Raw genomic sequence first — 23,918 nt, forward strand, 5'->3', positions numbered from 1 at the left:
TTTCAGAACAACACAGTGGACGCGAGCAACTGAGGACAAGCCCTCGGCCTATTAGTACCGGTCAGCTCCACCCCTCACGGGGCTTCCACATCCGGCCTATCAACCCAGTCGTCTACTGGGAGCCTTACCCTCTCAAGGAGGTGGGAGTGCTCATCTCGAAGCAGGCTTCCCGCTTAGATGCTTTCAGCGGTTATCCCTCCCGAACGTAGCCAACCAGCCATGCCCTTGGCAGAACAACTGGCACACCAGAGGTTCGTCCGTCCCGGTCCTCTCGTACTAGGGACAGCCCTTCTCAACACTCCTACGCGCACAGCGGATAGGGACCGAACTGTCTCACGACGTTCTAAACCCAGCTCGCGTACCGCTTTAATGGGCGAACAGCCCAACCCTTGGGACCTACTCCAGCCCCAGGATGCGACGAGCCGACATCGAGGTGCCAAACCATCCCGTCGATATGGACTCTTGGGGAAGATCAGCCTGTTATCCCGGGGTACCTTTTATCCGTTGAGCGACGGCGCTTCCACAAGCCACCGCCGGATCACTAGTCCCTGCTTTCGCACCTGCTCGACCCGTCGGTCTCACAGTCAAGCTCCCTTGTGCACTTACACTCAACACCTGATTGCCAACCAGGCTGAGGGAACCTTTGGGCGCCTCCGTTACCCTTTAGGAGGCAACCGCCCCAGTTAAACTACCCACCAGACACTGTCCCTGATCCGGATCACGGACCCAGGTTAGACATCCAGCACGACCAGAGTGGTATTTCAACGGCGACTCCACAACAACTGGCGTTGCTGCTTCACAGTCTCCCACCTATCCTACACAAGCCGAACCGAACACCAATATCAAGCTATAGTAAAGGTCCCGGGGTCTTTCCGTCCTGCTGCGCGAAACGAGCATCTTTACTCGTAATGCAATTTCACCGGGCCTATGGTTGAGACAGTCGAGAAGTCGTTACGCCATTCGTGCAGGTCGGAACTTACCCGACAAGGAATTTCGCTACCTTAGGATGGTTATAGTTACCACCGCCGTTTACTGGCGCTTAAGTTCTCAGCTTCGCCCCGACGAATCAGAGCTAACCGGTCCCCTTAACGTTCCAGCACCGGGCAGGCGTCAGTCCGTATACATCGCCTTACGGCTTCGCACGGACCTGTGTTTTTAGTAAACAGTCGCTTCTCGCTGGTCTCTGCGGCCACCCCCAGCTCAGGCAGCAAGTGCCATCACCAGGAGGGGCCCCCCTTCTCCCGAAGTTACGGGGGCATTTTGCCGAGTTCCTTAACCATAGTTCACCCGAACGCCTCGGTATTCTCTACCTGACCACCTGAGTCGGTTTGGGGTACGGGCCGCCATGAAACTCGCTAGAGGCTTTTCTCGACAGCATAGGATCATCCACTTCACCACAATCGGCTCGGCATCAGGTCTCAGACTATATGTGAGGCGGATTTGCCTACCCCACGTCCTACACCCTTACCCCGGGACAACCACCGCCCGGGCTGGACTACCTTCCTGCGTCACCCCATCGCTCAGCTACTACCCTGTTGGACCGGCGGCTCCACCACTCCCCTTTGTCCGAAGACTCCGGGGCGGCTTCACGGCCTTAGCATTCAGAGGTTCGCCGTTGGCGCTTCAAAGCGGGTACGGGAATATCAACCCGTTGTCCATCGACTACGCCTGTCGGCCTCGCCTTAGGTCCCGACTTACCCTGGGCAGATCAGCTTGACCCAGGAACCCTTGGTCAATCGGCGCAAGAGTTTCCCACTCTTGTATCGCTACTCATGCCTGCATTCTCACTCGTATACCGTCCACGACTCGATTCCTCGGCCGCTTCACCCGGCACACGACGCTCCCCTACCCATCCACAGCGCCGTTGGGCGTATTCTGTGAATGACACGACTTCGGTGGTGTACTTGAGCCCCGCTACATTGTCGGCGCGGAATCACTTGACCAGTGAGCTATTACGCACTCTTTCAAGGGTGGCTGCTTCTAAGCCAACCTCCTGGTTGTCTCTGCGACTCCACATCCTTTCCCACTTAGCACACGCTTAGGGACCTTAGTCGGTGTTCTGGGCTGTTTCCCTCTCGACCATGGAGCTTATCCCCCACAGTCTCACTGCCGCGCTCTCACTTACCGGCATTCGGAGTTTGGCTAAGGTCAGTAACCCGGTGAGGCCCATCGCCTATCCAGTGCTCTACCTCCGGCAAGAAACACGCGACGCTGCACCTAAATGCATTTCGGGGAGAACCAGCTATCACGGAGTTTGATTGGCCTTTCACCCCTAACCACAGGTCATCCCCCAGGTTTTCAACCCTGGTGGGTTCGGTCCTCCACACGGTCTTACCCGCGCTTCAACCTGCCCATGGCTAGATCACTCCGCTTCGGGTCTTGGGCATGCAACTCAAACGCCCTATTCGGACTCGCTTTCGCTACGGCTACCCCACACGGGTTAACCTCGCTACACACCGCAAACTCGCAGGCTCATTCTTCAAAAGGCACGCAGTCACGGCTGGCCGGCAAGCCGACCAACGACGCTCCCACGGCTTGTAGGCACACGGTTTCAGGTACTATTTCACTCCGCTCCCGCGGTACTTTTCACCATTCCCTCACGGTACTATCCGCTATCGGTCACCAGGGAATATTTAGGCTTAGCGGGTGGTCCCGCCAGATTCACACGGGATTTCTCGGGCCCCGTGCTACTTGGGTGTTCTTCAAGCGAGCCGTACAGATTTCGTCTACGGGGGTCTTACCCTCTACGCCGGACCTTTCGCATGTCCTTCGACTACCCATACGGTTTCTGACTCGCCGACCGGCCGGCAGACCGATCAAGAAAAATCCCACGACCCCTCAAGCGCAACCCCTGCCGGGTCTCACACGCTCAAGGTTTAGCCTCATCCGGTTTCGCTCGCCACTACTCCCGGAATCACGGTTGTTTTCTCTTCCTGCGGGTACTGAGATGTTTCACTTCCCCGCGTTCCCTCCACATACCCTATGTGTTCAGGTATGGGTGACAGCCCATGACGGCTGCCGGGTTTCCCCATTCGGACACCCCCGGATCAAAGCTCGGTTGACAGCTCCCCGGGGCCTATCGCGGCCTCCCACGTCCTTCATCGGTTCCTGGTGCCAAGGCATCCACCGTGCGCCCTTAAAAACTTGGCCACAGATGCTCGCGTCCACTGTGCAGTTCTCAAACAACGACCAGACACCCACACTCAACACCCGCAACGGGGCATCTCGCATGAGACCGGCTCACCGAGGTTCCAGCCTTACGGCCGTTCCCTCAGGACCCAACAACGTGCCCGACACACCCGATCACTTGAACCCGTTCCACGCCGAAGCAGTACTAGGAGACAACCAACCCTGTGTGCCGAATAGTCAACGTTCCACCCATGAGCAACCGTGCGAGACATTCGCTCGCATCCGGCTATGTGCTCCTTAGAAAGGAGGTGATCCAGCCGCACCTTCCGGTACGGCTACCTTGTTACGACTTCGTCCCAATCGCTGGTCCCACCTTCGACGGCTCCCTCCCAAGGGTTAGGCCACCGGCTTCGGGTGTTACCGACTTTCGTGACGTGACGGGCGGTGTGTACAAGGCCCGGGAACGTATTCACCGCAGCATGCTGATCTGCGATTACTAGCAACTCCAACTTCATGGGGTCGAGTTGCAGACCCCAATCCGAACTGAGACCGGCTTTTTGGGATTCGCTCCACCTCACGGTATCGCAGCCCTTTGTACCGGCCATTGTAGCACGTGTGCAGCCCAAGACATAAGGGGCATGATGATTTGACGTCATCCCCACCTTCCTCCGAGTTGACCCCGGCAGTCTCCTGTGAGTCCCCATCACCCCGAAAGGCATGCTGGCAACACAGAACAAGGGTTGCGCTCGTTGCGGGACTTAACCCAACATCTCACGACACGAGCTGACGACAACCATGCACCACCTGTATACCGACCACAAGGGGGCGACTATCTCTAGCCGTTTCCGGTATATGTCAAGCCTTGGTAAGGTTCTTCGCGTTGCGTCGAATTAAGCCACATGCTCCGCTGCTTGTGCGGGCCCCCGTCAATTCCTTTGAGTTTTAGCCTTGCGGCCGTACTCCCCAGGCGGGGAACTTAATGCGTTAGCTGCGGCACCGACGACGTGGAATGTCGCCAACACCTAGTTCCCAACGTTTACGGCGTGGACTACCAGGGTATCTAATCCTGTTCGCTCCCCACGCTTTCGCTCCTCAGCGTCAGTAATGGCCCAGAGATCCGCCTTCGCCACCGGTGTTCCTCCTGATATCTGCGCATTTCACCGCTACACCAGGAATTCCGATCTCCCCTACCACACTCTAGCCTGCCCGTATCGAATGCAGACCCGGGGTTAAGCCCCGGGCTTTCACATCCGACGCGACAGGCCGCCTACGAGCTCTTTACGCCCAATAATTCCGGACAACGCTCGCACCCTACGTATTACCGCGGCTGCTGGCACGTAGTTAGCCGGTGCTTCTTCTGCAGGTACCGTCACTTGCGCTTCTTCCCTGCTGAAAGAGGTTTACAACCCGAAGGCCGTCATCCCTCACGCGGCGTCGCTGCATCAGGCTTTCGCCCATTGTGCAATATTCCCCACTGCTGCCTCCCGTAGGAGTCTGGGCCGTGTCTCAGTCCCAGTGTGGCCGGTCGCCCTCTCAGGCCGGCTACCCGTCGTCGCCTTGGTAGGCCATTACCCCACCAACAAGCTGATAGGCCGCGGGCTCATCCTGCACCGCCGGAGCTTTCCACCCGGAGCCATGCGGCTCCAGGTCATATCCGGTATTAGACCCCGTTTCCAGGGCTTGTCCCAGAGTGCAGGGCAGATTGCCCACGTGTTACTCACCCGTTCGCCACTGATCCACCCCGAAGGGCTTCACCGTTCGACTTGCATGTGTTAAGCACGCCGCCAGCGTTCGTCCTGAGCCAGGATCAAACTCTCCGTGAATGTCTGCTCGTAATCGAGCGAACACTCGCGCAGAGCGGCACAGCAACCACCGGAATAGGGCGGCCCCGTGCACTGCGTCCTCGCTAGTGTTTATTTCAAAAGGAATCTCCAACCCCGATCCGGAAGGATCAAGGCCGGGGATGTCAACATATCTGGCGTTGACTTTTGGCACGCTGTTGAGTTCTCAAGGAACGGACGCTTCCTTCGAATTCGCTTCCGCGTTTTCTCCGGGCGCTTCGTTCTTTCGTGTTTCGAGCTTATCAGATCCGCCTTCCGGCTTTTTCCGACTCGCTCTCGGTGTTTCCAACCTTACCAGGTCTTCCGCACCGCTTCGGCCTCAGGAGGCCTTCGCCGTATCGGACCTGACGGCCCGTCCGACGTGTTGAACATTAGCTCAGCTCCGCCCCGAAAAGCGAATCCAGCCGCAATCCAGAAAACATGCACGACGATTCGCGCGGACACGCGACAGAACGCGATCCGCTGCAGATCAGAAGTGGTGTTCCAAGGGATTGGCCGCCCCGGGACCGTCCGCGCAGATGCGTGTCCGGTGCTCCCAGTCGAGCGACCAGAGGACACTACGCCTCTTCCCCGGGTAAAAGCAAACCCCGCTGAACCGGAGGTGCGGCAGTCGCTGAGCAGCACCGTGGAGACGTCCGGCGTCACCGCGGCACGGTGGCGGGCCTGAGCGCCTGGCGGTGCCCTGGAACTCGGTCCCCCTCACCCACGCCCTGAGCTACCGTGCGGGGCGCGCGGTGCCCGGATGAGGAGGATGAGTAGTAGGGGGACGAGGTGACGAGCGCGGTGGACGCGGCAGACGACAGGCCCGGTCTCCAGCCGATTCGAACGTCGGTCTCCTCGATCTGGCGAGGATCGCCCGCCTGTTTCTCGACGAGGTGCCCATGGCGGCCGGCGAAGCACGGGAGCTCGCCCCTCAAGGGCGCAGCCTCGACGTCTCCCTCATCCGCCGCCTGCGGTACGCGAAGAGCCTGGCGTTCCCAGCGCTCCTGGCCATGCGGAGCGCCTGCGGCTACGAGTTCGACGAACACCTGAAGGAGTGGGCGGACCTGCTCCCCCTGCTCCCGTAACCCCTTGATCGTCGGGCAAGGTCAGGCACCGGTGGCGCCGGCGGAGCGGAGCGAGCGGCCGAGGTCTCCGGTGAGGGTGCGCGGGTGTCGTCGCCACCACCACAGGTCGGGGTGTGGGATTCCGTGGAACCGGTCGAGGGCCAGGCCGTCGTCATGGACCGTGGCAGCAAGGAACCGGCTGTCCAGTTGCTTGATTCTCGAGGTCCAGATCAGGACGGTGTGGTCGTCCAGCAGCAGCCATGCCTCGTGCAGCCAGTTTCGGCAGTAGAGGTCGTTTGTGTACTCCTCGATCGAGTCGTCGTAGCCGCGCTCGACCTCGCCGACCAGCCAGGCCCACTTGTCCACCATCTCCGCGACGGTGAACGCCTTGCGCCAGCCGCGTTGGTGCAGCCGTTCGCCGACCACTGCCTCGTTACCGGGACTCATCGTCGTCAACGTAAGACCCCGTGGTGATGCCCGACAATCCGAGGCCAGGACTCCAGGGGCCGCGCTAGGGTCCGTCAATGCGCCTCTACCTCTCGTCTTTCCGCATCGGCGACCACCCGGACAGGCTGCTCGGGCTGCTCGGGGCGGGGCCCGGGGAGATCGCCGTGATCGCGAATGCCATGGACTCCGCGCCGGCCGAGGTTCGCCGAGCCGGTGTCGAGCTTGAGATGAGCGCCTTGGCCGGGCTCGGCTTCCGGCCCCGGGAGCTTGATCTCCGGGAGTTCTTCGACCGACCCGGGGGCGAGGTCGACTCCGTGCTCGCCGCGTTCCCGGCTGTCTGGGTCCGTGGCGGCAATGCGTTCGTGCTGCGGTACGCGATGGCCCGCAGCGGGGCTGACGCCGCACTGATCGCGCGGCTTCGCGAGGACTCGATCGTCTACGCGGGATACAGTGCCGGTGCCTGTGTGCTGGCGCCGAGCCTGGGCGGCCTGGAGCTCTGCGACGTCCCGCGGCACGTCACCGAGACCTGGGGCGGTGAGCCGGTCTGGGACGGGCTGGGCATCCTCGACCACGCTTTCGTCCCGCACGTCGATTCCCCCGGGCACCACGAGACGGAGCTCTGTGGGCGAGTCGCCGAGCACTACCGGGCGAACGGCACCCCGCACCGCACCCTGCGTGACGGGCAAGTCCTCCTGATCGACGGGGACGAAGCGGGAATCAAGGCGGGAATCATCTGACGCCGAGGGGGAGTTCGATGGAGATCACCGGGTTCGACACCAACTGCTTCCTGTTTGATTCCTCGTTCGGGGAGCAAATCGTTCGGTTCATTGAGGCCCAGTGCGAGAGGTGGCCGTCGCTCTACTTCAACTGTGCGCCAGTCGCCGAGTCGTTCGGCCCCGAGTGGTGCTTGGAGGTCAACCCCGGGGCGGAGTATGCGGACCACCTGACGTTTTCGAGCGGGCCCGAGATGGAGAACTTCTGGGAGGAGAACGGATACGCCCTGGACTCCAACGGGGAGGGGCCGTTCGCGGTCTTCTACAGCTTTCACCCGTCGGGGATCACTGCTCGGCTGCGAGACGTCGAGGTCGAGGGCGGGGCCGAGGGCGGGGAGTTCGCGGCGCGGCTCGAAGGAAGTGAGTTGATGCTGCCCGAGTTCTTCGTCGCGTCGCTCGTGCTGCCGGGCGACCCGGCGCAGGACGCGTTCTCACTGGGCGTCCTGGCGGACTTCCGGCGCGTCTTCGGACGGCAAGGGGGCTGAGCGGAGGCCTCGGCCGGTTGCGCGCTCGCAGGCGATGCGGGTCAGCCATTCGCTTGGTCGGCTACTGTCCGTGCGGTCCGATGAACAGGCAGGCCAGGAAGGTCATTTGAGTATGACGGCGGTGGGCAGGAATGCACTGCGAGCTGCGCTCGAGGAGGCGATCGACCGGGCGCGGGGCGGTGATCAGGCCGCGGTGGAGCGGGCCGGGGAGTTGTTCGAGGAGGCGGACTACTGGATCAGGTTCGAGCTGAACAGGGAGTACGCGGGGCTGGGGGAACCGCAGCGGGAGCGGGTCGCGGCTTGTCTGGTGCAGCAGGCCAACGACAACCTCGGGTTGCCGCGGAGCGTCACCGCACGCATCAACGCCCTGGCGGACCTTGGCCCCACCCAGTTCCCACGGGCGCGCCAGCTGCTGCGGTCGGCTTCGGAGCGGCACATCCTGGGCGCGTTCCGCCGGCCGGTGAAGGCGATCGATCCTGCTTTCCGAGCCGCTGTGGTCGCGGAGGCGCTGCGCTCCTTGCGGGCCGATCCCGGACGGTTCCTCCCCCATCGCTCGGGCGATTGGCTGCTGCTGCGGACCGACCGCGTGGTCGACGAACTCGCCGCCTGCGGAGCGGACGTGGTGGAACAGCTGGGTACCGCCCTCGAAGAACTTGCGGCGTCCCCGGAGATCGCAGCGCTGCTGCGGTGGCGCGCGGCCGCCGCGCTTGAGCGGATCGACCCGGGCGCCGGCCGGTCCGCCGCAGCACAGTTGACCGAGGCCGGGGTCCAGGATCCTGGCGAGCCCGGCCTCGACGCCGGCGTGGTGGCACGAGTGAACGATGCCTGGCAGCGCATCGAGGCCCACCTGCAGGTCCACAGCCCTGAGCTCCTGGACCGGCTGGGCCCGCCGCTGTCACCGCAGGATGCCGCGATCTGCCGCCAAGTCCTCGGCATACCCGATGCGTTCACCGCCTCTCTCGCCCGCCACCGGAGCGTCTGGCTGCGTGAGGAGTTCGACTACGAGGACATCCGCCGCCACCTCGACGACTTCTTCGACGACAGCTGGTACAACCACGGCGACTGGGGAGACCTCAACGACCTGGTCTTCGATGACGAGTGGCTGGAAAGCCTGTGCGCTTACGCCGAGCGGCTGGAAGCCTCGGTCTAGCAGCAGGGGCATTGCCTGGCACCGCCAACTCATGGGTGAGTTGGCGGGGTTGGCTCCGCGGGGCTCAGGAGCTGGGCGCGAGGGCAAGTCCACCCACAGCCCGAGCGGCGGCGAGTGCATCGAGTGGGCCCGGGCGTACGTCGCACTCGCGTCGTCCGCGTCCGCGACTCCAAGAGCCCCGACGGCCCCGCCCTCGCCTTCACCCCCGAGGAGTTCGCCGCCTTCGTCCAGGCCGTCAAGCACCGCACCCTGCGCTGACCAGAGCCAACCGAGCGTATGCGTAGCATTTCCCCGGCGTGTCCGCCCACCCGCCCGGAACGGCCGACCTAACGTGGCTTCCGCCCTGGCGATCCAGGGCGGATCCGCAGGCGGGCGCCCCTGTCGATGCATCAACACCAGTGAAGTCCCAAAGGAAAGTGCAACGACATGGCATTCAGGAAGACGCTGGGCGCGATCGGCACCACGACGATCCTCGCCTTCGCGGCCGTCGGCGCGTTCAGCCCGGTCGCGAACGCGGCGGACGAGCCGCTGGCGACCATCCAGGCGCAGCCCGTCGGCGCGAGCTCGTACGCTTCGACGGCCACGCCCTCGACCGCGACGGCCACGCCGAGCGACCCGTCGGCCACCGCGGCGGAGGCGGAGCCGGCGGTCTCCGGTGAGGCCCACGCGCCGCAGACCCTCAGCTGTTGGAACGGCCGCACCAGCGGGGCCTGGTTCTACGAGACGTGCAACGGCAACAGCTACCGCCCCTACGTCGACTGCTCGAACGGCGTTCGCTACATCTCCAGCGTGTACTACGGCGGCGAGTGGAACTTCGGGCTCAAGTGCCCGGTCGGCAACGCCGTCTGGGGCGGCGCGATCGGCAACTGACCCCGGCTGACAGCTGGCTCCATCTGACAGCTGAACCCACATGACGTGTCCCGGCTCCCACTTGGAGGGGGGTCGGGGCACCGGCACGTTCTGACACCCGTCAGGCGGCCTCGAAGCCCGCGTGCCCGGCGATCTTCTTCAGTTCGGCGAGCGCGTGCTTCTCGATCTGGCGGATCCGCTCACGCGTCAGACCGTGCTGCTTGCCGACCTCGGTGAGGGTGCGCTCGCGGCCGTCCTCCATGCCGTAGCGGGAGCGGATGATGGAGGCGGTGCGATCGTCGAGCCGGCCGATCAGGTCGTCCAGCTCCTCGCGGCGCAGCATCACCATCACCGCGTCCTCCGGGGAGACGGCTCCGGTGTCCTCGACGAGGTCGCCGAACTGGGTCTCGCCCTCGTCGTCGACGGCCATGTTGAGGCTGACCGGGTCACGCGCCCAGTCGAGCACGTCCTTGATGCGCTCCTCGGTGGTGTCGAGCTCGGCCGCGATCTCGGCGGGCTCGGCCTCGCGGCCCAGCTCCTTGGACTTCTCGCGCTGCACCCGGCGGATCCGGCCGAGCTCCTCCACCAGGTGGACGGGCAGCCGGATGGTGCGCGACTGGTCGGCGATCGAGCGGGTGATCGCCTGGCGGATCCACCAGGTCGCGTAGGTGGAGAACTTGAAGCCCTTGGCGTAGTCGAACTTCTCCACCGCGCGGACCAGGCCGGCGTTGCCCTCCTGGATCAGATCGAGCAACGGCAGGCCACTGCGCGGGTAGCGCCGGGCGACCGCGACCACCAGGCGCAGATTGGAACGGATGAAGACGTCCTTGGCCCGCTCGGCATCGGCGGCTATCGCCTCCAACTCCTCGCGGGTGACGCCCTCAGGCAGCGGGGCCTCGCCGTCGTCGGCCCGCTCCAGCAGGTGCTGGGCGTACACGCCGGCTTCGATGCGCAGCGACAGCTCAACCTCCTCGGCGGCATCGAGGAGGGGCGTCCTGGCGATCTCGTCGAGGTACATGCCGACCAGGTCGCGGTCGGCCTCGAGGTTGGTCGGGCGGGCCGTACGAGTCCGGTCGGCCCTGTCGCGAACGACGGCACGGGTGGCCATGCTTGCTCCCTTGCTGTTGATGCCCGGGTCTGGTCTCGCGGCGGTGTGTGAGACGACGACACGCCTGACTGCGATGCGGGACCCCGGGGGCCTCGCACGTAACGATCCAACGAACAGAATCCGGACAGAATTCCCAAGTCGCCCCGGGTTCTTCCGGCGATGCAGTATCCTGCGCGCTTTCACGACGGAGTTGGACGCTCTGCGACGGGTTGGACACAAAGCGTGGGCGCGGGCGCTGCATTGAGCCCGTTTTCATGGGACGTTCCGGTCCCCGCCATGGCTCCAACGCCGTAGCCGCGCAAAAGATGCCGAATCGCGATGCATCGCCCATCGGATCGTCTCGCCCGCCTGGGAAGGTGACAGGCATGCACCTGACCACTGGCGGGGACCGCCGCTCCCAGGAGGCGCAGCCGACGCTGCGCGCCCGTCTGCCGCGTTACGCGGTGGTCGCGTTCGGCGCGCTGGCGCTGTTCGGCCTGCTGCTCGTCCTGGTCGAGGCCGGCTGGGCCCCGCTGGCACACCTGGACCACGCGTGGACGGACGGACTGCACCGGTACGCCCGCAGCCACACGGCGTTCACCGCCTCCATGCAGACGGTCACCACGCTCGGCGGTCCGGTGATCATGCGCGGCCTGCTCGGCCTGGCCGCCGCCTGGCTGTGGGCGATCGGCGCCCGCACCCTGGCCGGCTGGACCGCCGCCCAGGCCCTGGTGGGTTGGGGCGTGCAATGGGCGATGAAGCTGGCCGTGGACCGGCCGCGGCCCAGTTGGCCGGATCCGGTGGCGTTCGCTCCGGACCCGGCGTTCCCGTCCGGCCACGCGATGGCCGCCGCGATCACCGGCGCCACCCTGGTCGCGCTGGTCTGGCCCCGGGTCGACCGGCCGGCCCGGATCGCCTGCTCGACGGTGGCGGTGCTGGCCAGCATGCTGGTCGGGTTCACCAGGATCGCGCTCGGCGTGCACTGGCCGAGCGATGTGCTGGGCGGCTGGCTGCTGGCCGCCGCGGTGCTGGGCGGCACCACGGTGGTGGTGGAGCTGTGGCGACCGGGGGCGCTCTCGCGGGACGTGCGGCGGGTGAACTGGCGCACCAGGCCGCGGGTGCAGAGCGTGCTGGCGTCCGCCGTGCCGTTCCCCGAGCTCCCGGAGCCGGAGTACCTGGACTCATCGGACGGCTGAGATCGGACGGTTGAGATCGGACGGTCGTCGATCAGCCGTCCTCGCCGGACGGCTGATGATCACCAGGCCCGGCCGGGCTGCTGACGATCAGTGAGATAGCTCACACGGATGCTCTGCGCACACCGACAGTCGGGGTACAGTCACTCGAATTGGCGCTCATGATCAATTCTCGGGTGGTGGAAATCGGGACAAAGCATCCCAAAGCCCAAGTAAATCCGCCCAATTCGTCGGAAGTGCCCAGCCGCTTCCCAGCTGCGGAAACGTCCGGATCGCGCCCCCGAGACCCGTGCCACACGGCACTCGGTTCCCCATGAAGTGCCCGGGTAGGGCAGACTGCTTCGGCTGGGTGTACGTACGCCCGGCTCGGGGAACCGAGCACCTGCACTGCGGCGCCCCGCAGCAGCACCTGCCCAGGCAACCGAGCTACGGAGTCCGATGACCACGCACACGGCAGGCGAGCCGTACGGTTCGTACGGTCAGCCCGAGTCGTTCGGGGCGGCTCCGCAGCCGCATCCGGCGATGCCGGCGCAGGGCCAGCCGGAGCAGCACGACCAGTTCGTCCAGTACGGCTACGAGCAGCAGCCCCAGGGCTACGCCCAGCAGGGCTATGAGCAGCAGCCGGGTTACGAGCAGCAGGCGAGCTATGACCAGCCGCCGCAGCAGCTCCCCGGCTATGAGCAGCCCGGCTACGGGTACCCGCCGCCGCAGGAGGCCTACCCGCAGTACCAGGCGGCCCCGGAGCAGTACGGCGACCCGTACCAGGACCCGAACGCCGGCTACCAGCAGCAGTGGCCGCAGCAGCCGCAGGCACAGCAGGAGCCCCAGCAGCCGCAGCAGTTCCCGCAGTACCAGCCGTACCCGGGGCCGCAGCACGCGCAGGAGTTCCACGTCTCCGAGCCCTACCAGCTGCCCCCTGACTACGGACTGCCGCACACCTTCAACGACCCGCCGACCATGACGCTGCGCACCATCACGGCCCAGGACCCGTACCCGGCACCGCCGGCCGCCCCCGGGCTGCCCCACCAGCGGGAGGGTGCCGCCGAGCCCGACGCCGAGCCGGCGCGGTCCGAGGAGGCGACCAACAACCGCAACAGCCTGGTCATGGCGGTCGGCACGCTGGCGTCGCGCGGCCTCGGCTTCGTGCGCAGCGCCGTGCTGGTCGCCGCACTCGGCGGCGCGAACCTCGGCAGTGCCTTCAATGTGGCCAACACGCTGCCCAACATCGTGTTCACCATGCTGATCGGTGGCGCGCTCCAGTCGATCTTCGTCCCTGAGCTGGTCCGGGCCGCCAAGCAGGACAAGGACGGCGGTGTCGCCTACACCGACCGCCTGCTCACCCTGTGCACGCTCGCGCTGGGCTTGCTCACCGTGGTCGCAGTGCTCATCGCGCCTTGGCTGGTCAGCATCTACGCCCCCGACTGGACCGGCAGCGATCGGTCCCTGACCATCACCCTGGCCCGCTACTGCCTGACCGAGATCTTCTTCTACGGGCTCTTCACCCTGCTGGGCCAGGTACTCACCGCTCGCAACAAGTTCGCGGCCATGATGTGGACGCCGATCCTCAACAACGTGGTGGCGATCGCGGTCTTCGGCCTCTACATGGCGGTCGGCGGTCAGAACGACGGCACCGGCAAGGTCACCAGCGGACAGGCCATGCTGCTGGGCATCGGTACCGCGCTGGGCGTGGTGGTCCAGGCGCTGGGTCTGCTGCCCTCGCTGAAGGCCGCCAAGTTCAAGTGGACACCGCGCTTCGACTGGCGGGGATCCGGGCTGGGCGCACCGATCAAGTCGGCGACCTGGGCCCTGCTGCTGGTGGTGGTCACCCAGGTGGCGTTCACCGAGATCACCGCGCTGACCACCAGCGTCGACCACATGGGCACCAAGCTCGGACTCAAGAGCATCGGCAACGCCGCCTACACGTACGCCTACCAGCTTTTCGTGGTGCCGCAGGGCGTGATCACCATCTCGATGGTGACGGCGATCCTGCCGCAGATGTCCCGGGCCGCCACCGAGGGCAACCTGCAGAAGATCGGCACCGACCTGGCGCGCGTGCTGCGCAACTCAGCCGCCATGATCATCGCGGCCACGGTGCTCTTCATCGCCTTCTCCGGCCAGATCACCCACCTCGCCTACGGCTACGGGCACAAGGACGCCATGCTGATGGCGGTGATCTCGGAGGCGCTGCTCGCCTTCGCCATCGGCATCCCGTTCTTCTGCGCGCAGTACGCGCTGGCCCGTGGCTTCTACTCGATGGGTGACGCGCGGACCCCGTTCTGGCTGACTGCGGTCGGCTCGGGCACCAATGTGCTCTTCTCGTTCCTGGCGTACGAGATGTTCAGCCCGCGCTGGATCATCGTGGGCATGGCCGCCGCCCAGAGCATCGCCTGCATCGTCAACATGACGGTCACCGGCTTCGCCCTGGCCAAGAAGCTGCGCAGGCTGCCCACCGCCCCCGAGGACCCGCAGCACCGCGCCGAGGTGCTGCGGGCGGCGGTGCGCGGGCAGATGCACAGCGGCCTGGACGGGCGGCGGGTCTTCGGGCTGCACCTGGGCCTGGTGCTGGCGTGCGTGCCGGGTGCGCTGGTGGGCCACTTCCTGGCCGATGCGGTCACCGGGGCGCTGGGCAGCGGCAGCGTGGTGATCTCGACGCTGGGCAACGGGATCGGGCTGGGCGTCGGCTCGGTGGCGGTGCTGGCCTCGCTCTTCCTGCTGGCCCGCCCGTTCGGGGTCGCCGGCACGGTGGCGCCGCTGGCCCGCAAGCTGCGGCTGCCGTTCCCGGCGGAGCCCGAGCCGGCCGTTGCGGGCGCGGGGCGGCGGCGCCGGCGCTGAGGCCCGGGGAGCTGTCGGTGGGGGCGGCCCCGGGGAGCTGTCGCTGCGGCAGTGCCTGGCGATAGGCTGACCACACATGACAGCTGCTCAGGTTATGTCCGCCGCCCTCCCCACCTCCCCGCTGCGGATCGCCGCCGCCCAGTCCCCGGTCGTCGCCGGCGACGTCGAGGCCAATGTGGCCCAGGCCGCCGCGCTGATCGAGCAGGCCGCCGCAGACGGCGCCCGCCTGGTGGTGTTCGCCGAGAAGTTCCTCACCGGCTACGAGCCGGAGCTGATCGCCGCCGACCCGGTGCGCCACGCGGTGACCGAGGACGATCCCCGGCTGGCTCCGATCGCCGAGGCCTGCCGCAGCACCGGCACCGCCGCCGTGCTGGGCGCCGCCACCCGGGACGCGGCCGGCGTGCTGCGGATCTCGGCGCTGGTCTTCGGCCCGGACGGCTCGCTGCTCACCCGCTACGACAAGCAGCACCAGTTCGGTGTGGAGCCCAAGATCTTCGCCGCGGGCGAGGCCGGCTGCACCCTGGAGCTGGACGGCTGGCGGCTCGGGCTGGGCATCTGCTACGACTCCGGATTCCCGGAGCACGCCCGCGCCGCCGCGCTGGACGGCTGCCACGCCTACCTGGTCGGCGCCCTGTTCGGCACCGGCGGCGGGCGCACCCAGCGGGCCGTCTGGTTCCCGGCCCGGGCGCTGGACAACACCTGCTACGTGCTGCTGGCCAACCACATCGGCGCCACCGGCGACTTCGACACCTGCGGCGGCAGCTCCATCTGGGGGCCGGACGGGCACCTGCTGGCCGACGCGGGCGAGACCACGGCCGGGCTGGCAGTGGCGGACCTCGACCCGGCGGTGCTGCGCGAGGTCCGGGCCGACCTGAGGATGCTGGCCGACATCGCCGACCGCGACGCCGCCATCGCCGCCCGGCCGCGCAACCGGGTCACCATGGGCTGACCGGCCGACGAGGGGCTGGGGTGTTCCGGCACTGGTGGTGCCGCAGCACCTCTCCCCCTGGGCGGCGACCGCCTGCGGCGCGTACGGCGACACCGCGCCGGCCCTGGTGCCGCGCGGCGACCACCGCAAGGGCCGCACCGCGCCGCCGCCATCCTGAGCGCCGTGTTCCGGCCGGCGATCCCCGCCTGATGCCTCGTGCACTGACCGACCGGAACCGTTCGGCCCGCACGCCGCGTCCTGTGACTGCCGGCGCTCACCGAGCACCCACGAGTGCTTTGCGAGTTGTTCCGACGCTGCGTCATTTCTACACTCCTGCACCATACTTGGCGGCAGGGGTCGGGACGGCATGCGGGAGGGGAACCGATGCGGCTGCACACAGCCACCGGATTACTGGCACTCACTGGAACGGTCCTGGTGGCACTCATGACCGCCGGACCGGCGAGCCCGCGGACCGTCGCCACCGCCGGCTCGGCGGCGGCACCCGGGCAGGCGCTCGCGGCAGGCGCGCAGGCGGCGGCGAACCCCAGCGACCCCCACTGCAAGGCGAGCCCGTTCCAGCCGCACGAGGACCTCAACGGGCAGACCATCAAGGCGATCCAGGCCAAGGGGTCGGTCACCGTCGGGGTGGACCTGAACGACTACCACTGGGGCTTCCTGGGCCCGGACGGGCAGCCTGCGGGGTTCGACGTCGACATCGCCCGCGCGATCGCCCAGTCGCTGCCCGGCAACCCGAGGATCAACTGGGTCGGGCTCGACGACGACCAGCGGATACCGCACCTCAATGCCACCGGAGACCAGCACGTGGACTTCGTGGTGCACACCATGACGATCAACTGCGACCGCCGCACCAAAGTGGCCATGTCCACCGTCTACTTCGAGGCCGGGCAGCGGGTGCTGATACCGAGCTCCCAGGCGCACACCGGCGAAAGCGGGCCGGACGCGATGAAGGGCAAGCGGGTGTGCACGGCCACCAATTCCACCGCCTCCGACCTCCTGACCGCAGACTCGAAGCTTCCGCAGGGCAGCCAGAAGTACCGGGCGGCCCTGCCGCTGGTGACGGCCGATTCCGAACTGGACTGCCTGGTGAAGCTCCAACTCGGCCAGGCGGACGCGATCCTGACCGACGACGCCATCGCCTACGGCCTCGCCGCCCAGGACCCGCAGACCGCCGTGGTCGGCGACCAGCTCACCGACGAGCCGTACGGCATCGCCACCGCCCTCGGCGAAGGCGACCTCGCCTCCTGGATCAACCAGGCCCTGGAGACCTACCGCACCAACGGTTCCTGGCAGACGAGTTACAACAAGTGGATCAAGCCCTACGTACCCGGCCAGGCCGAAATCCCGCCGCCGCCCGCGCAGTACACCAACTAGGCGCCCAACACGAGGAGTTCACCCGCCTCGGGTCACTCCTTGCGCTTGTCGTCGTCGATGATCTCGGCATCGACGACTTCGTCCTCCGCCGGTTCGCCGGCGGCGTCTGCGGGCCCGCCGCCCGGCTGCGCCTGCCCGTACATGGCCTGGCCGAGCTTCTGGGAGACCTCGGCGAGCTTCTCGCTCGCGGCCCGGATCGCGGGGCCGTCCTCGCCCTTGAGCCGCTCCTTCAGCTCGGCGACCGCCGCTTCGACCTCGGTGCGCACCTCGGCGGGGAGCTTGTCCTGGTTGTCCCGGATGAAGTGCTCAGTGGTGTAGACGAGTTGCTCGGCCTGGTTGCGGGTCTCGGCGGCCTCGCGGCGGGCGCGGTCCTCGGCGGCGTACTCCTCGGCATCGCGGACCATCCGGTCGATGTCCTGCTTCGGGAGCGCCGAGCCGCCGGTGACGGTCATCTTCTGCTCCTTGCCGGTGCCGAGGTCCTTGGCACCGACGTGCATGATGCCGTTGGCGTCGATGTCGAAGGTGACCTCGATCTGCGGCAGGCCGCGCGGCGCCGGCGGCAGACCGGTCAGCTCGAACATGCCGAGCTTCTTGTTGTACGCCGCGATCTCGCGCTCGCCCTGGAACACCTGCACCTGCACCGAGGGCTGGTTGTCCTCGGCGGTGGTGAAGATCTCCGAACGCTTGGTCGGGATCGTGGTGTTGCGCTCGATCAGCTTGGTCATGATGCCGCCCTTGGTCTCGATGCCCAGGGACAGCGGGGTGACGTCCAGCAGCAGGACGTCCTTGACCTCGCCCTTCAGCACACCGGCCTGCAGCGCGGCACCGATCGCCACGACCTCGTCCGGATTGACGCCCTTGTTGGGCTCCTTGCCGCCGGTCAGCTCCTTGACCAGCTCGGTCACCGCGGGCATCCGGGTCGAGCCGCCGACCAGGACCACGTGGTCGATGTCCGACACGTCGATCCTGGCGTCCTTCACGGCCTGGTGGAACGGGTTCTTGCAGCGCTCCAGCAGGTCGGCGGTCAGCTGCTGGAACTGGGTCCGGGTGAGCTTCTCGTCCAGGTGCAGCGGGCCCTCGGCGGAGGCCGTGATGTAGGGCAGGTTGAGCTGCGTCTCGGTCGCCGCGGACAGCTCGATCTTGGCCCGCTCCGCGGCCTCCCGCAGCCGCTGCACCGCCATCTTGTCCTTGGAGAGGTCCACCCCGTAGGCGTTCTTGAACCGGGTGACCAGATGGTCGACGATCCGCTGGTCCCAGTCGTCGCCGCCGAGGTGGGTGTCGCCGTTGGTGGCCTTGACCTCCACCAGGCCCTCGCCGATCTCCAGCAGCGACACGTCGAAGGTGCCGCCACCGAGGTCGAAGACCAGCACCGTCTGCTCCTTCTCCTTGTCCAGGCCGTAGGCGAGTGCGGCGGCGGTCGGCTCGTTGATGATCCGCAGCACCTTCAGCCCGGCGATCTCGCCGGCCTCCTTGGTGGCGGTGCGCTGGGAGTCGTTGAAGTACGCCGGCACGGTGATCACCGCGTCGGTGACCTGCTCGCCGAGGTACGCCTCCGCGTCCCGCTTGAGCTTCTGCAGCACCCGTGCGGAGATCTCCTGCGCGGTGTACCGCTTGCCGTCCACGTCCCCGTGCTCCGGGAACCGCCAGTCGGCCTCGCCCATGTGCCGCTTGACCGAGCGGGCGGTGCGGTCCACGTTCGTCACCGCCTGCCGCTTGGCGATCTCACCGACCAGCACCTCACCGCCCTTGGCGAACGCCACCACCGACGGTGTGGTGCGGGTGCCCTCCGCGTTCGCGACGACGGCGGGCTCGCCGCCCTCCAGGACGGACACCACCGAGTTCGTGGTTCCGAGATCGATACCGACCGCGCGAGCCATCGCAGGCCTCCTCTCCACGGCACCACACGGCGCCCGGGAACAACCGGCCAGTACCTCCCACCCTACGCGCGCCGTCGGCCGCCCTCAGGTGGTGCTCAGGCGAACGGCCCCGCGCCGACCGGCAGTCACGCCGGTGGCGCGGAGCCGCTCCGGGCCGGGCGGCAGCCCGGCCGGTCAGCTCACTGCCCGGCGTCGATGGCGGGCCGGCGGACCTCGATCTCCGCCCCGGTCTGCTTGAACGACTCCGCCGACACCGGAACCAGCACCGCGTCCCGGTGGAAGTCCCGCAGGTTCGTCGACCCGCAGCTGATCATCGTGGAGATCAGCTTCGCCCGGGTCCGCTCCACGTTGTCGTACAGGCTGCCGGCGTAGGGCACGTAGCCGTCGACGCCCTCCTCGAAGACCATCTGACCGCGCTGACCGTAGCGGGCCGCGTTCTGCGCGCGCTGCGAGCCCTCACCCCAGTACTCCTTGTACCACTGGCCGCCGATCTGGAGCTTGCGCGACGGGCTCTCGTCGAGGCGGGCGAAGTAGCGGCCGAGCATGATGAAGTCCGCCCCCATCGCCAGCGCCATCGCCATGTGCGAGTCGTTGAGCAGGCCACCGTCGCAGCACAGCGGCACGTACACGCCGGTCTCCTGGGCGTAGGCGTCGCGCGCCTCGACCACGGCGAGCAGCGCGGAGGCCTGCCCGCGGCCGATGCCCTTCTGCGCCCGGGTGGTGCAGATGGCGCCGCCGCCGATCCCGACCTTCACGAACGCAGCTCCCGCGTCGGCCAGATAGCGGAAGGCCCGCCCGTCGACGACGTTCCCCGCACCGACGAAAGCATCGTCCCCGTACGTCTCCCGGGCGAATTCGAGGGTCTTCGCCTGGTAGACGGAATAGCCGTCGGAGGAATCCAGGCACAGCACGTCCGCACCGGCCTCCACCAGGGCGGGAATGCGGTCCTTGTAGTCACGGGAATTGATGCCGGCGCCCACCCGCAGGCGCTTTTCGCTGTCCACCGTCGCCCGGTGGTACGTCTTGTGGGCCTGGTAGTCCCGCTTGAGGACCAGGGAGGCGACCCGGCCGTCCTCGAGCACCGGCAGCACGTCCAGGTGGTGCCGCCAGATCAGCTCGTTCGCCTCGGACAGGGTGACCGAAGCCGGCGCGGTGACCAGGCCGTCCCGGCCCCGCATCCGGTTGCCGGCGGTCTCGGTGGCCCCGTGGCGCTCCAGGTGGAAGTCGTCGAGGCTGATGATCCCAAGGAACTCGCCGTCCGCATCCCCGCTGCGGGTGACCACCGCCACCCCCTGCTCGGCCTCGGACAGCTGCCGGGCGAGCTCGCCGAGCGGCGTCTGCGGCGCCACGGTGACCTCGCTGGTGCGGAAGCCGGCCTTGTGCCGCTTCACCGCCAGCACGTCCGCGGCCTGGTCCTCGATCTGCTGGTTCTGGTGGATGAACGACAGCCCGCCGACCTGCGCCAGCGCCACCGCCAGCGCCGGCGACGAGACCGCCTGCATGATGGCGCTCACCATGGGCGTGGCGACCCGGATCCTCGGCTCCTCGCCGACCTGGTGACGCACCAGTGGCGCCCCGAGATCCACATTGTCCGGAGTGCAGTCTTCTGTGGTCAGGCCCGGGATGAGGAGGTACTCACTGAGCGTACGAGAGATCTCGGGGAGGATTTTCACGTCGTCTCCAGAAAGGAGCCGGCAAACCAGTACCGGTGAATTGGCGCGGCTCGGGCGGGCGGTGCGGATCGTCGCCGGCCGGTAGCGCGCGGTGGGAAGAACACGCCCTCTGGATTTCGAGAGCGGGCACACCCGGCGTGGCAGTGCTCGCACGCGCGGCGGAATCGACTGCGAAAGCACTGCGGACCCGACCTGGACGGTGCTGCACAGGCGCTGAACTTCCATCACGCCATGCCGGATGATATCGCACTGACCGTTCGATCCCCTGGCCACGGCGGCTGGTGACGGTTGATCACGGTCTGCAGCGAGACCCCCTCAGGTGACGGGCATTCAGTGTGACCAGAACGGGTCGTCGACCACGGGCCAGTCAGTCACGACGCCGACCTTGGGCCCGGGCGGCTGCGGGCTCTGCCAGTGCCCCCTTTGCTGAACTCCACCCAGTCCACGATGGCCATGACATCAGCACTGGCGCGGTCCGGATGCCCCAGGGTCACCGCGATCCGTACGCCTGCGGGCGACGTGGCGGACAGCAGGTAATGCTGATGGCCGCCCATCGTCGTCTCCGTTTTCTCGTGGATGTCGGTGTATCCGTGGCTTCTCCAGTACTTCTCTTCCTGCTCCCTGAACGTCGCGAACTTGGCCGGCACGATGTCGGTGAGCACGACCTGCTGGCGGCTGAAACTCGCGGTGCCGGTCTTCTTCAATGTGAGGTCGATTGTGAACTGGACATCCGGGGCCACATCGTAAGAACCCAGGCTGGCCGAGGACAGCGGCGGATTGATCGCACCGAGAGAGCCGTCCACTGCCGAGTCGAGCTCTGCCATCGCGGTGGCCCGGGAGACCACCGGGTGGTCGTTGAGCAGCCAGCAACCGCCGCCGACCAGTGCCACAGGCATGAGCACGGCCACCAGAGCCCAGCTCCACTTGCGGCGCTTCTTCTCGGGGCCGTCACTCACGGGGCGGCTCCAGGTTCACGTCACCGTAGTTCCCGGTGACGATATTGGCGATGTTCGGCAGCGAGGGGCCGCCCCGCTGCGTCAGATACGCGGTGTGGTTGTTTCCACCCAGGCCCCCGATGGTGCCGTTGGCAACGGTGAAGTTGTTCCCTCCCCATGAAGGGTCGGCGGGGTCGGCGGGGCCCAATCCGGCAGGCGTGCCCGAGGTGATGAGATGGACCGGATCCAAGGGCGATGTACCCACCCACACATGACCGTTCATGTGAAGATCCGACGCCTTCGCCACCGGCACGCCCGGGCTTCCGGTGAGGACCAGGTCGTCGGGCGGGCTGTAGGTGCCGGGCTGGTCGGCCGCCAGCTTCGCCGACTCGGTGGCGAGGTACGAGCCGTAGCTGTCACCGATCGAGGTCACGTGCGGCGGCGCGCCCTGGTGGGTGTCCCGGATTCCGGTGAGGAACTTGGCGTAGGTGGGTGCGCCGGCGTCAGCCGCTCCGGTGTCCATGCCGCCCGTGAGAGAAGACGGCGGATCGTAGTTGAGCCAGACGATCGACGCGGTCGGCTGGCCGCCCGGCCTCCTGTCCGCCGCCGTCCAGACGCTCAGGGCGTTGTCCGCCTCGTTCTCACCGGGTGTCTGACTCGGATCCATGGGGCGCAGCGAGTCGAGCGTGGTCGTCACTCCGGGAACGTACGCGCTGACGTTCTTCGCCGTGTCCGGGTTGCCGAAGGAGAGGATCGCGCGGCCCTGGCCCTGGGTGCTGATGCCGAGCAGGTAGTCCCTGGGGTGGCTGGACGGGTCCTTCGCATAGGCCTGGTCATCCGCGCTCAGGCGGTCCTGGATGTGGTTGTACTGGTCCAACTGGCCCTGCAGCGCGTCGTGCTTCTGCTTCCACTCCGTGTACGCCCCGGTCTGGATCGGGAAGCCGCCGGAGACCGTCCCGTCGAACATCGGCGGTTCCGGGCCGAGCGCGGCGATCTTGGCTTGCAGATCGCTCTGGATCCGGGTCAGGCCGATGCGGTTGGCCTGGTCGCGGTCTGCGGAGGGGATGCCGTCGAGGTTTCCGATGTCCTGCGGGTGGTTGTTGACCAGGTCCTGCTGCTCGGCGGGCGTCAGGCCGTTCCACCAGGCCTTGACCTTGTTCGGGTCGGTGCCCTGCTGGGGGATGTTCTCCCGGTTGTTCTCGGTCTGCTGGTCGGCCCCGGCGGTGGCACTGTCCAGGCCGGTGCCGCTGGTGGCGTTGTCGTTGAAGTGCTTCAGCCGCGAGGAGATCAGCTGGTCGGCCTGGGCGGCCTCGTCGAGCGCCTGGGTGATCCGGCTGCCGATGTCGGTGGCCCTCGCCTGCGCGTCGTCTCCCGCGTAGGTCGGCGACGACTTGTCGTTGTCCCAGGTCATGCTGCCGTCGGGGTTGACGGTGAGGTGCGCGGCCTGGGCATCGTCCAGCGCCTGGATCAACTGCGCCTGGGCGATCGCGAACGACTGCTCCGCATCGGCCAAGGTCGCGCTGACCAGGTTCAGTTCGTCATGCGCGGCCTGCAACTTGCTGTCGAAGGTGGCGAGATCGCCCCGCACCTGCACGGCCGTGCTGCCGGTCCACGGCTCCTTGTCCAGCCCGCCCGTCACCTGGCTGCGCCAGTCGTCAACGTGGTGGCCGAACGCGGTGACCAGTTGCGCATAGGCGCTCTGAGCCCCCTGCAGGGCCACCAGGTCGGCGTTCTTCAGGGTCGCGATGTCCATCGCTCGGTCTCCCCCGTCTCCCCCTCGCGAACCGTGTCCCCCACGTCGCGCTCCGCAGCCTAGCGCGCCGACTGGCCCGCTACCGGGCGAAGGCCGCCGCCGCAAAGCGTTCACAGTCATCAGCAACTGGCGCAACGGCAACAGGCGGCAGAACGGCTGAGGCCCCCTCAGATGATCACCCGAGGGGGCCTGCGCATGGTGTGCCCCAGGCAGGATTCGAACCTGCGACACCAGCTTTAGGAGAGCTGTGCTCTATCCCCTGAGCTACTGGGGCTTGCGCTGCCGACAGCCTAGCGGATCGCGGCCGGGAGAAAAGGTTGGTTACGAAGGGTAGTCGGGCCGTCCGGCGTTGCGCTTATCCGTTGTTGATTGGTGGCGGCTAGCGTCGTCGGTATGAGTGACACGAGCGTGACCACGGGGACCGAAGTGCTGCAGAACGGGGATCTGGACAACTTCGTCCTCCTGCTGGACGGGCTGAAGGAGTCGCTGGCCCGGGACCGGCAGGAGGACGAGGAGAGCTGAGCCGGC

18 protein-coding genes, 1 tRNA gene and 2 rRNA genes are annotated in these 23,918 nt (G+C 66.9%); 12 read left to right on the forward strand and 9 right to left on the reverse strand.

Annotation, left to right across the window (positions count from 1 at the left end; all coding sequences use genetic code 11):
* Positions 1-31: 31 nt before the first annotated feature.
* Both E6W39_RS17795 and E6W39_RS17800 read right to left on the reverse strand, forming a co-directional pair.
* Positions 32-3,150 (reverse strand): 23S ribosomal RNA (locus tag E6W39_RS17795).
* Between the two features lie 280 nt (positions 3,151-3,430).
* Positions 3,431-4,952: ribosomal RNA gene (locus E6W39_RS17800) — 16S ribosomal RNA — on the reverse strand.
* The 16S and 23S rRNA genes sit together here, the layout of an rRNA operon.
* Positions 4,953-5,851: 899 nt before the next feature.
* On the opposite strand from E6W39_RS17800, the gene E6W39_RS17810 reads away from it, so the two are divergent.
* The gene (locus tag E6W39_RS17810; protein WP_141634359.1) at positions 5,852-6,037 is read left to right on the forward strand and encodes a hypothetical protein; all 186 of its coding nucleotides are present in this window, start codon (positions 5,852-5,854) and stop codon (positions 6,035-6,037) included.
* 21 nt (positions 6,038-6,058) lie between these two features.
* On the opposite strand, the gene E6W39_RS17815 is transcribed toward E6W39_RS17810, so the two are convergent.
* On the reverse strand, positions 6,059-6,463 hold the full coding sequence (locus tag E6W39_RS17815) for a hypothetical protein (RefSeq protein WP_141634360.1): 405 nt from the start codon (positions 6,461-6,463) through the stop codon (positions 6,059-6,061).
* 77 nt (positions 6,464-6,540) lie between these two features.
* On the opposite strand from E6W39_RS17815, the gene E6W39_RS17820 reads away from it, so the two are divergent.
* The 5 genes from E6W39_RS17820 to E6W39_RS17840 all read left to right on the forward strand — a co-directional run bounded on the left by E6W39_RS17820 (position 6,541) and on the right by E6W39_RS17840 (position 9,741).
* Positions 6,541-7,200, forward strand: a complete 660-nt coding sequence (locus E6W39_RS17820) for a Type 1 glutamine amidotransferase-like domain-containing protein (RefSeq protein ID WP_141634361.1) — start codon at positions 6,541-6,543, stop codon at positions 7,198-7,200.
* 17 nt (positions 7,201-7,217) lie between these two features.
* Positions 7,218-7,721, forward strand: a complete 504-nt coding sequence (locus E6W39_RS17825) for a hypothetical protein (RefSeq protein ID WP_141634362.1) — start codon at positions 7,218-7,220, stop codon at positions 7,719-7,721.
* Positions 7,722-7,755: 34 nt separating this feature from the next.
* Positions 7,756-8,871: an SMI1/KNR4 family protein gene (locus E6W39_RS17830; RefSeq protein WP_141634363.1), complete on the forward strand. Its 1,116-nt coding sequence runs from the start codon at positions 7,756-7,758 to the stop codon at positions 8,869-8,871.
* Positions 8,872-8,994: 123 nt separating this feature from the next.
* On the forward strand, positions 8,995-9,129 hold the full coding sequence (locus tag E6W39_RS41630; protein ID WP_228718200.1) for a DUF397 domain-containing protein: 135 nt from the start codon (positions 8,995-8,997) through the stop codon (positions 9,127-9,129).
* A 168-nt stretch (positions 9,130-9,297) separates the two neighbouring features.
* Positions 9,298-9,741, forward strand: coding sequence for a hypothetical protein (locus tag E6W39_RS17840; RefSeq protein WP_141634364.1), 444 nt, complete (start codon positions 9,298-9,300; stop codon positions 9,739-9,741).
* A 100-nt stretch (positions 9,742-9,841) separates the two neighbouring features.
* Here E6W39_RS17840 and E6W39_RS17845 read toward each other — a convergent pair whose 3' ends face one another.
* Positions 9,842-10,828: a sigma-70 family RNA polymerase sigma factor gene (locus E6W39_RS17845; protein ID WP_141634365.1), complete on the reverse strand. Its 987-nt coding sequence runs from the start codon at positions 10,826-10,828 to the stop codon at positions 9,842-9,844.
* Positions 10,829-11,193: 365 nt separating this feature from the next.
* Between E6W39_RS17845 and E6W39_RS17850 the strand changes: the two genes are divergently transcribed.
* From E6W39_RS17850 to E6W39_RS17865, 5 genes are all read left to right on the forward strand, one after another.
* Positions 11,194-12,003 (forward strand): phosphatase PAP2 family protein, encoded by an 810-nt coding sequence (locus E6W39_RS17850; protein WP_181799311.1) that lies wholly within the window; start codon positions 11,194-11,196, stop codon positions 12,001-12,003.
* A 435-nt stretch (positions 12,004-12,438) separates the two neighbouring features.
* Positions 12,439-14,832 (forward strand): murein biosynthesis integral membrane protein MurJ, encoded by a 2,394-nt coding sequence (gene murJ, locus E6W39_RS17855; protein ID WP_141634367.1) that lies wholly within the window; start codon positions 12,439-12,441, stop codon positions 14,830-14,832.
* A 76-nt stretch (positions 14,833-14,908) separates the two neighbouring features.
* Positions 14,909-15,781, forward strand: a complete 873-nt coding sequence (locus E6W39_RS17860) for a carbon-nitrogen hydrolase family protein (protein WP_228718201.1) — start codon at positions 14,909-14,911, stop codon at positions 15,779-15,781.
* 34 nt (positions 15,782-15,815) lie between these two features.
* Positions 15,816-15,938 (forward strand): hypothetical protein, encoded by a 123-nt coding sequence (locus E6W39_RS42985; RefSeq protein ID WP_267286698.1) that lies wholly within the window; start codon positions 15,816-15,818, stop codon positions 15,936-15,938.
* 266 nt (positions 15,939-16,204) lie between these two features.
* Entirely contained in the window at positions 16,205-17,152 is a 948-nt protein-coding gene (locus E6W39_RS17865; protein ID WP_181799312.1) for a transporter substrate-binding domain-containing protein, read from the forward strand.
* Positions 17,153-17,184: 32 nt separating this feature from the next.
* On the opposite strand, the gene dnaK is transcribed toward E6W39_RS17865, so the two are convergent.
* The 5 genes from dnaK to E6W39_RS17890 all read right to left on the reverse strand — a co-directional run bounded on the left by dnaK (position 17,185) and on the right by E6W39_RS17890 (position 23,664).
* The gene (dnaK, locus tag E6W39_RS17870; protein ID WP_141634369.1) at positions 17,185-19,029 is read right to left on the reverse strand and encodes a molecular chaperone DnaK; all 1,845 of its coding nucleotides are present in this window, start codon (positions 19,027-19,029) and stop codon (positions 17,185-17,187) included.
* A gap of 179 nt (positions 19,030-19,208) precedes the next feature.
* On the reverse strand, positions 19,209-20,702 hold the full coding sequence (locus E6W39_RS17875) for an IMP dehydrogenase (RefSeq protein ID WP_141634370.1): 1,494 nt from the start codon (positions 20,700-20,702) through the stop codon (positions 19,209-19,211).
* Positions 20,703-21,073: 371 nt separating this feature from the next.
* Complete coding sequence (locus tag E6W39_RS17880; protein WP_141634371.1) at positions 21,074-21,658, reverse strand: hypothetical protein; 585 nt, start codon at positions 21,656-21,658, stop codon at positions 21,074-21,076.
* Complete coding sequence (locus tag E6W39_RS17885) at positions 21,651-23,390, reverse strand: alpha/beta hydrolase (RefSeq protein WP_181799313.1); 1,740 nt, start codon at positions 23,388-23,390, stop codon at positions 21,651-21,653. The genes E6W39_RS17880 and E6W39_RS17885 overlap by 8 nt, the downstream gene beginning before the upstream one ends.
* 201 nt (positions 23,391-23,591) lie before the next feature.
* A tRNA-Arg gene (locus E6W39_RS17890) sits at positions 23,592-23,664 on the reverse strand.
* Between the two features lie 119 nt (positions 23,665-23,783).
* Between E6W39_RS17890 and E6W39_RS42990 the strand changes: the two genes are divergently transcribed.
* The gene (locus E6W39_RS42990; protein ID WP_267286699.1) at positions 23,784-23,912 is read left to right on the forward strand and encodes a hypothetical protein; all 129 of its coding nucleotides are present in this window, start codon (positions 23,784-23,786) and stop codon (positions 23,910-23,912) included.
* Positions 23,913-23,918 lie beyond the last annotated feature (6 nt).

Origin of the sequence: Kitasatospora acidiphila, assembly GCF_006636205.1 — a bacterium.
Lineage (GTDB): Bacteria > Actinomycetota > Actinomycetes > Streptomycetales > Streptomycetaceae > Kitasatospora > Kitasatospora acidiphila.

What these genes read in the sequence shown, in the direction of transcription:
- E6W39_RS17840 (WP_141634364.1), top strand. Translation starts at nt 9,298, where the DNA reads ATGGCATTCAGGAAGACGCTGGGCGCGATCGGCACCACGACGATCCTC.
- E6W39_RS17850 (WP_181799311.1), top strand. Translation starts at nt 11,194, where the DNA reads ATGCACCTGACCACTGGCGGGGACCGCCGCTCCCAGGAGGCGCAGCCG.
- dnaK (WP_141634369.1), bottom strand. Translation starts at nt 19,029, where the DNA reads ATGGCTCGCGCGGTCGGTATCGATCTCGGAACCACGAACTCGGTGGTG.
- E6W39_RS17860 (WP_228718201.1), top strand. Translation starts at nt 14,909, where the DNA reads ATGACAGCTGCTCAGGTTATGTCCGCCGCCCTCCCCACCTCCCCGCTG.
- E6W39_RS17820 (WP_141634361.1), top strand. Translation starts at nt 6,541, where the DNA reads ATGCGCCTCTACCTCTCGTCTTTCCGCATCGGCGACCACCCGGACAGG.
- E6W39_RS17845 (WP_141634365.1), bottom strand. Translation starts at nt 10,828, where the DNA reads ATGGCCACCCGTGCCGTCGTTCGCGACAGGGCCGACCGGACTCGTACG.
- murJ (WP_141634367.1), top strand. Translation starts at nt 12,439, where the DNA reads ATGACCACGCACACGGCAGGCGAGCCGTACGGTTCGTACGGTCAGCCC.
- E6W39_RS17865 (WP_181799312.1), top strand. Translation starts at nt 16,205, where the DNA reads ATGACCGCCGGACCGGCGAGCCCGCGGACCGTCGCCACCGCCGGCTCG.
- E6W39_RS17825 (WP_141634362.1), top strand. Translation starts at nt 7,218, where the DNA reads ATGGAGATCACCGGGTTCGACACCAACTGCTTCCTGTTTGATTCCTCG.
- E6W39_RS42990 (WP_267286699.1), top strand. Translation starts at nt 23,784, where the DNA reads ATGAGTGACACGAGCGTGACCACGGGGACCGAAGTGCTGCAGAACGGG.
- E6W39_RS17810 (WP_141634359.1), top strand. Translation starts at nt 5,852, where the DNA reads ATGGCGGCCGGCGAAGCACGGGAGCTCGCCCCTCAAGGGCGCAGCCTC.
- E6W39_RS17885 (WP_181799313.1), bottom strand. Translation starts at nt 23,390, where the DNA reads ATGGACATCGCGACCCTGAAGAACGCCGACCTGGTGGCCCTGCAGGGG.
- E6W39_RS17815 (WP_141634360.1), bottom strand. Translation starts at nt 6,463, where the DNA reads ATGAGTCCCGGTAACGAGGCAGTGGTCGGCGAACGGCTGCACCAACGC.
- E6W39_RS17830 (WP_141634363.1), top strand. Translation starts at nt 7,756, where the DNA reads ATGCGGGTCAGCCATTCGCTTGGTCGGCTACTGTCCGTGCGGTCCGAT.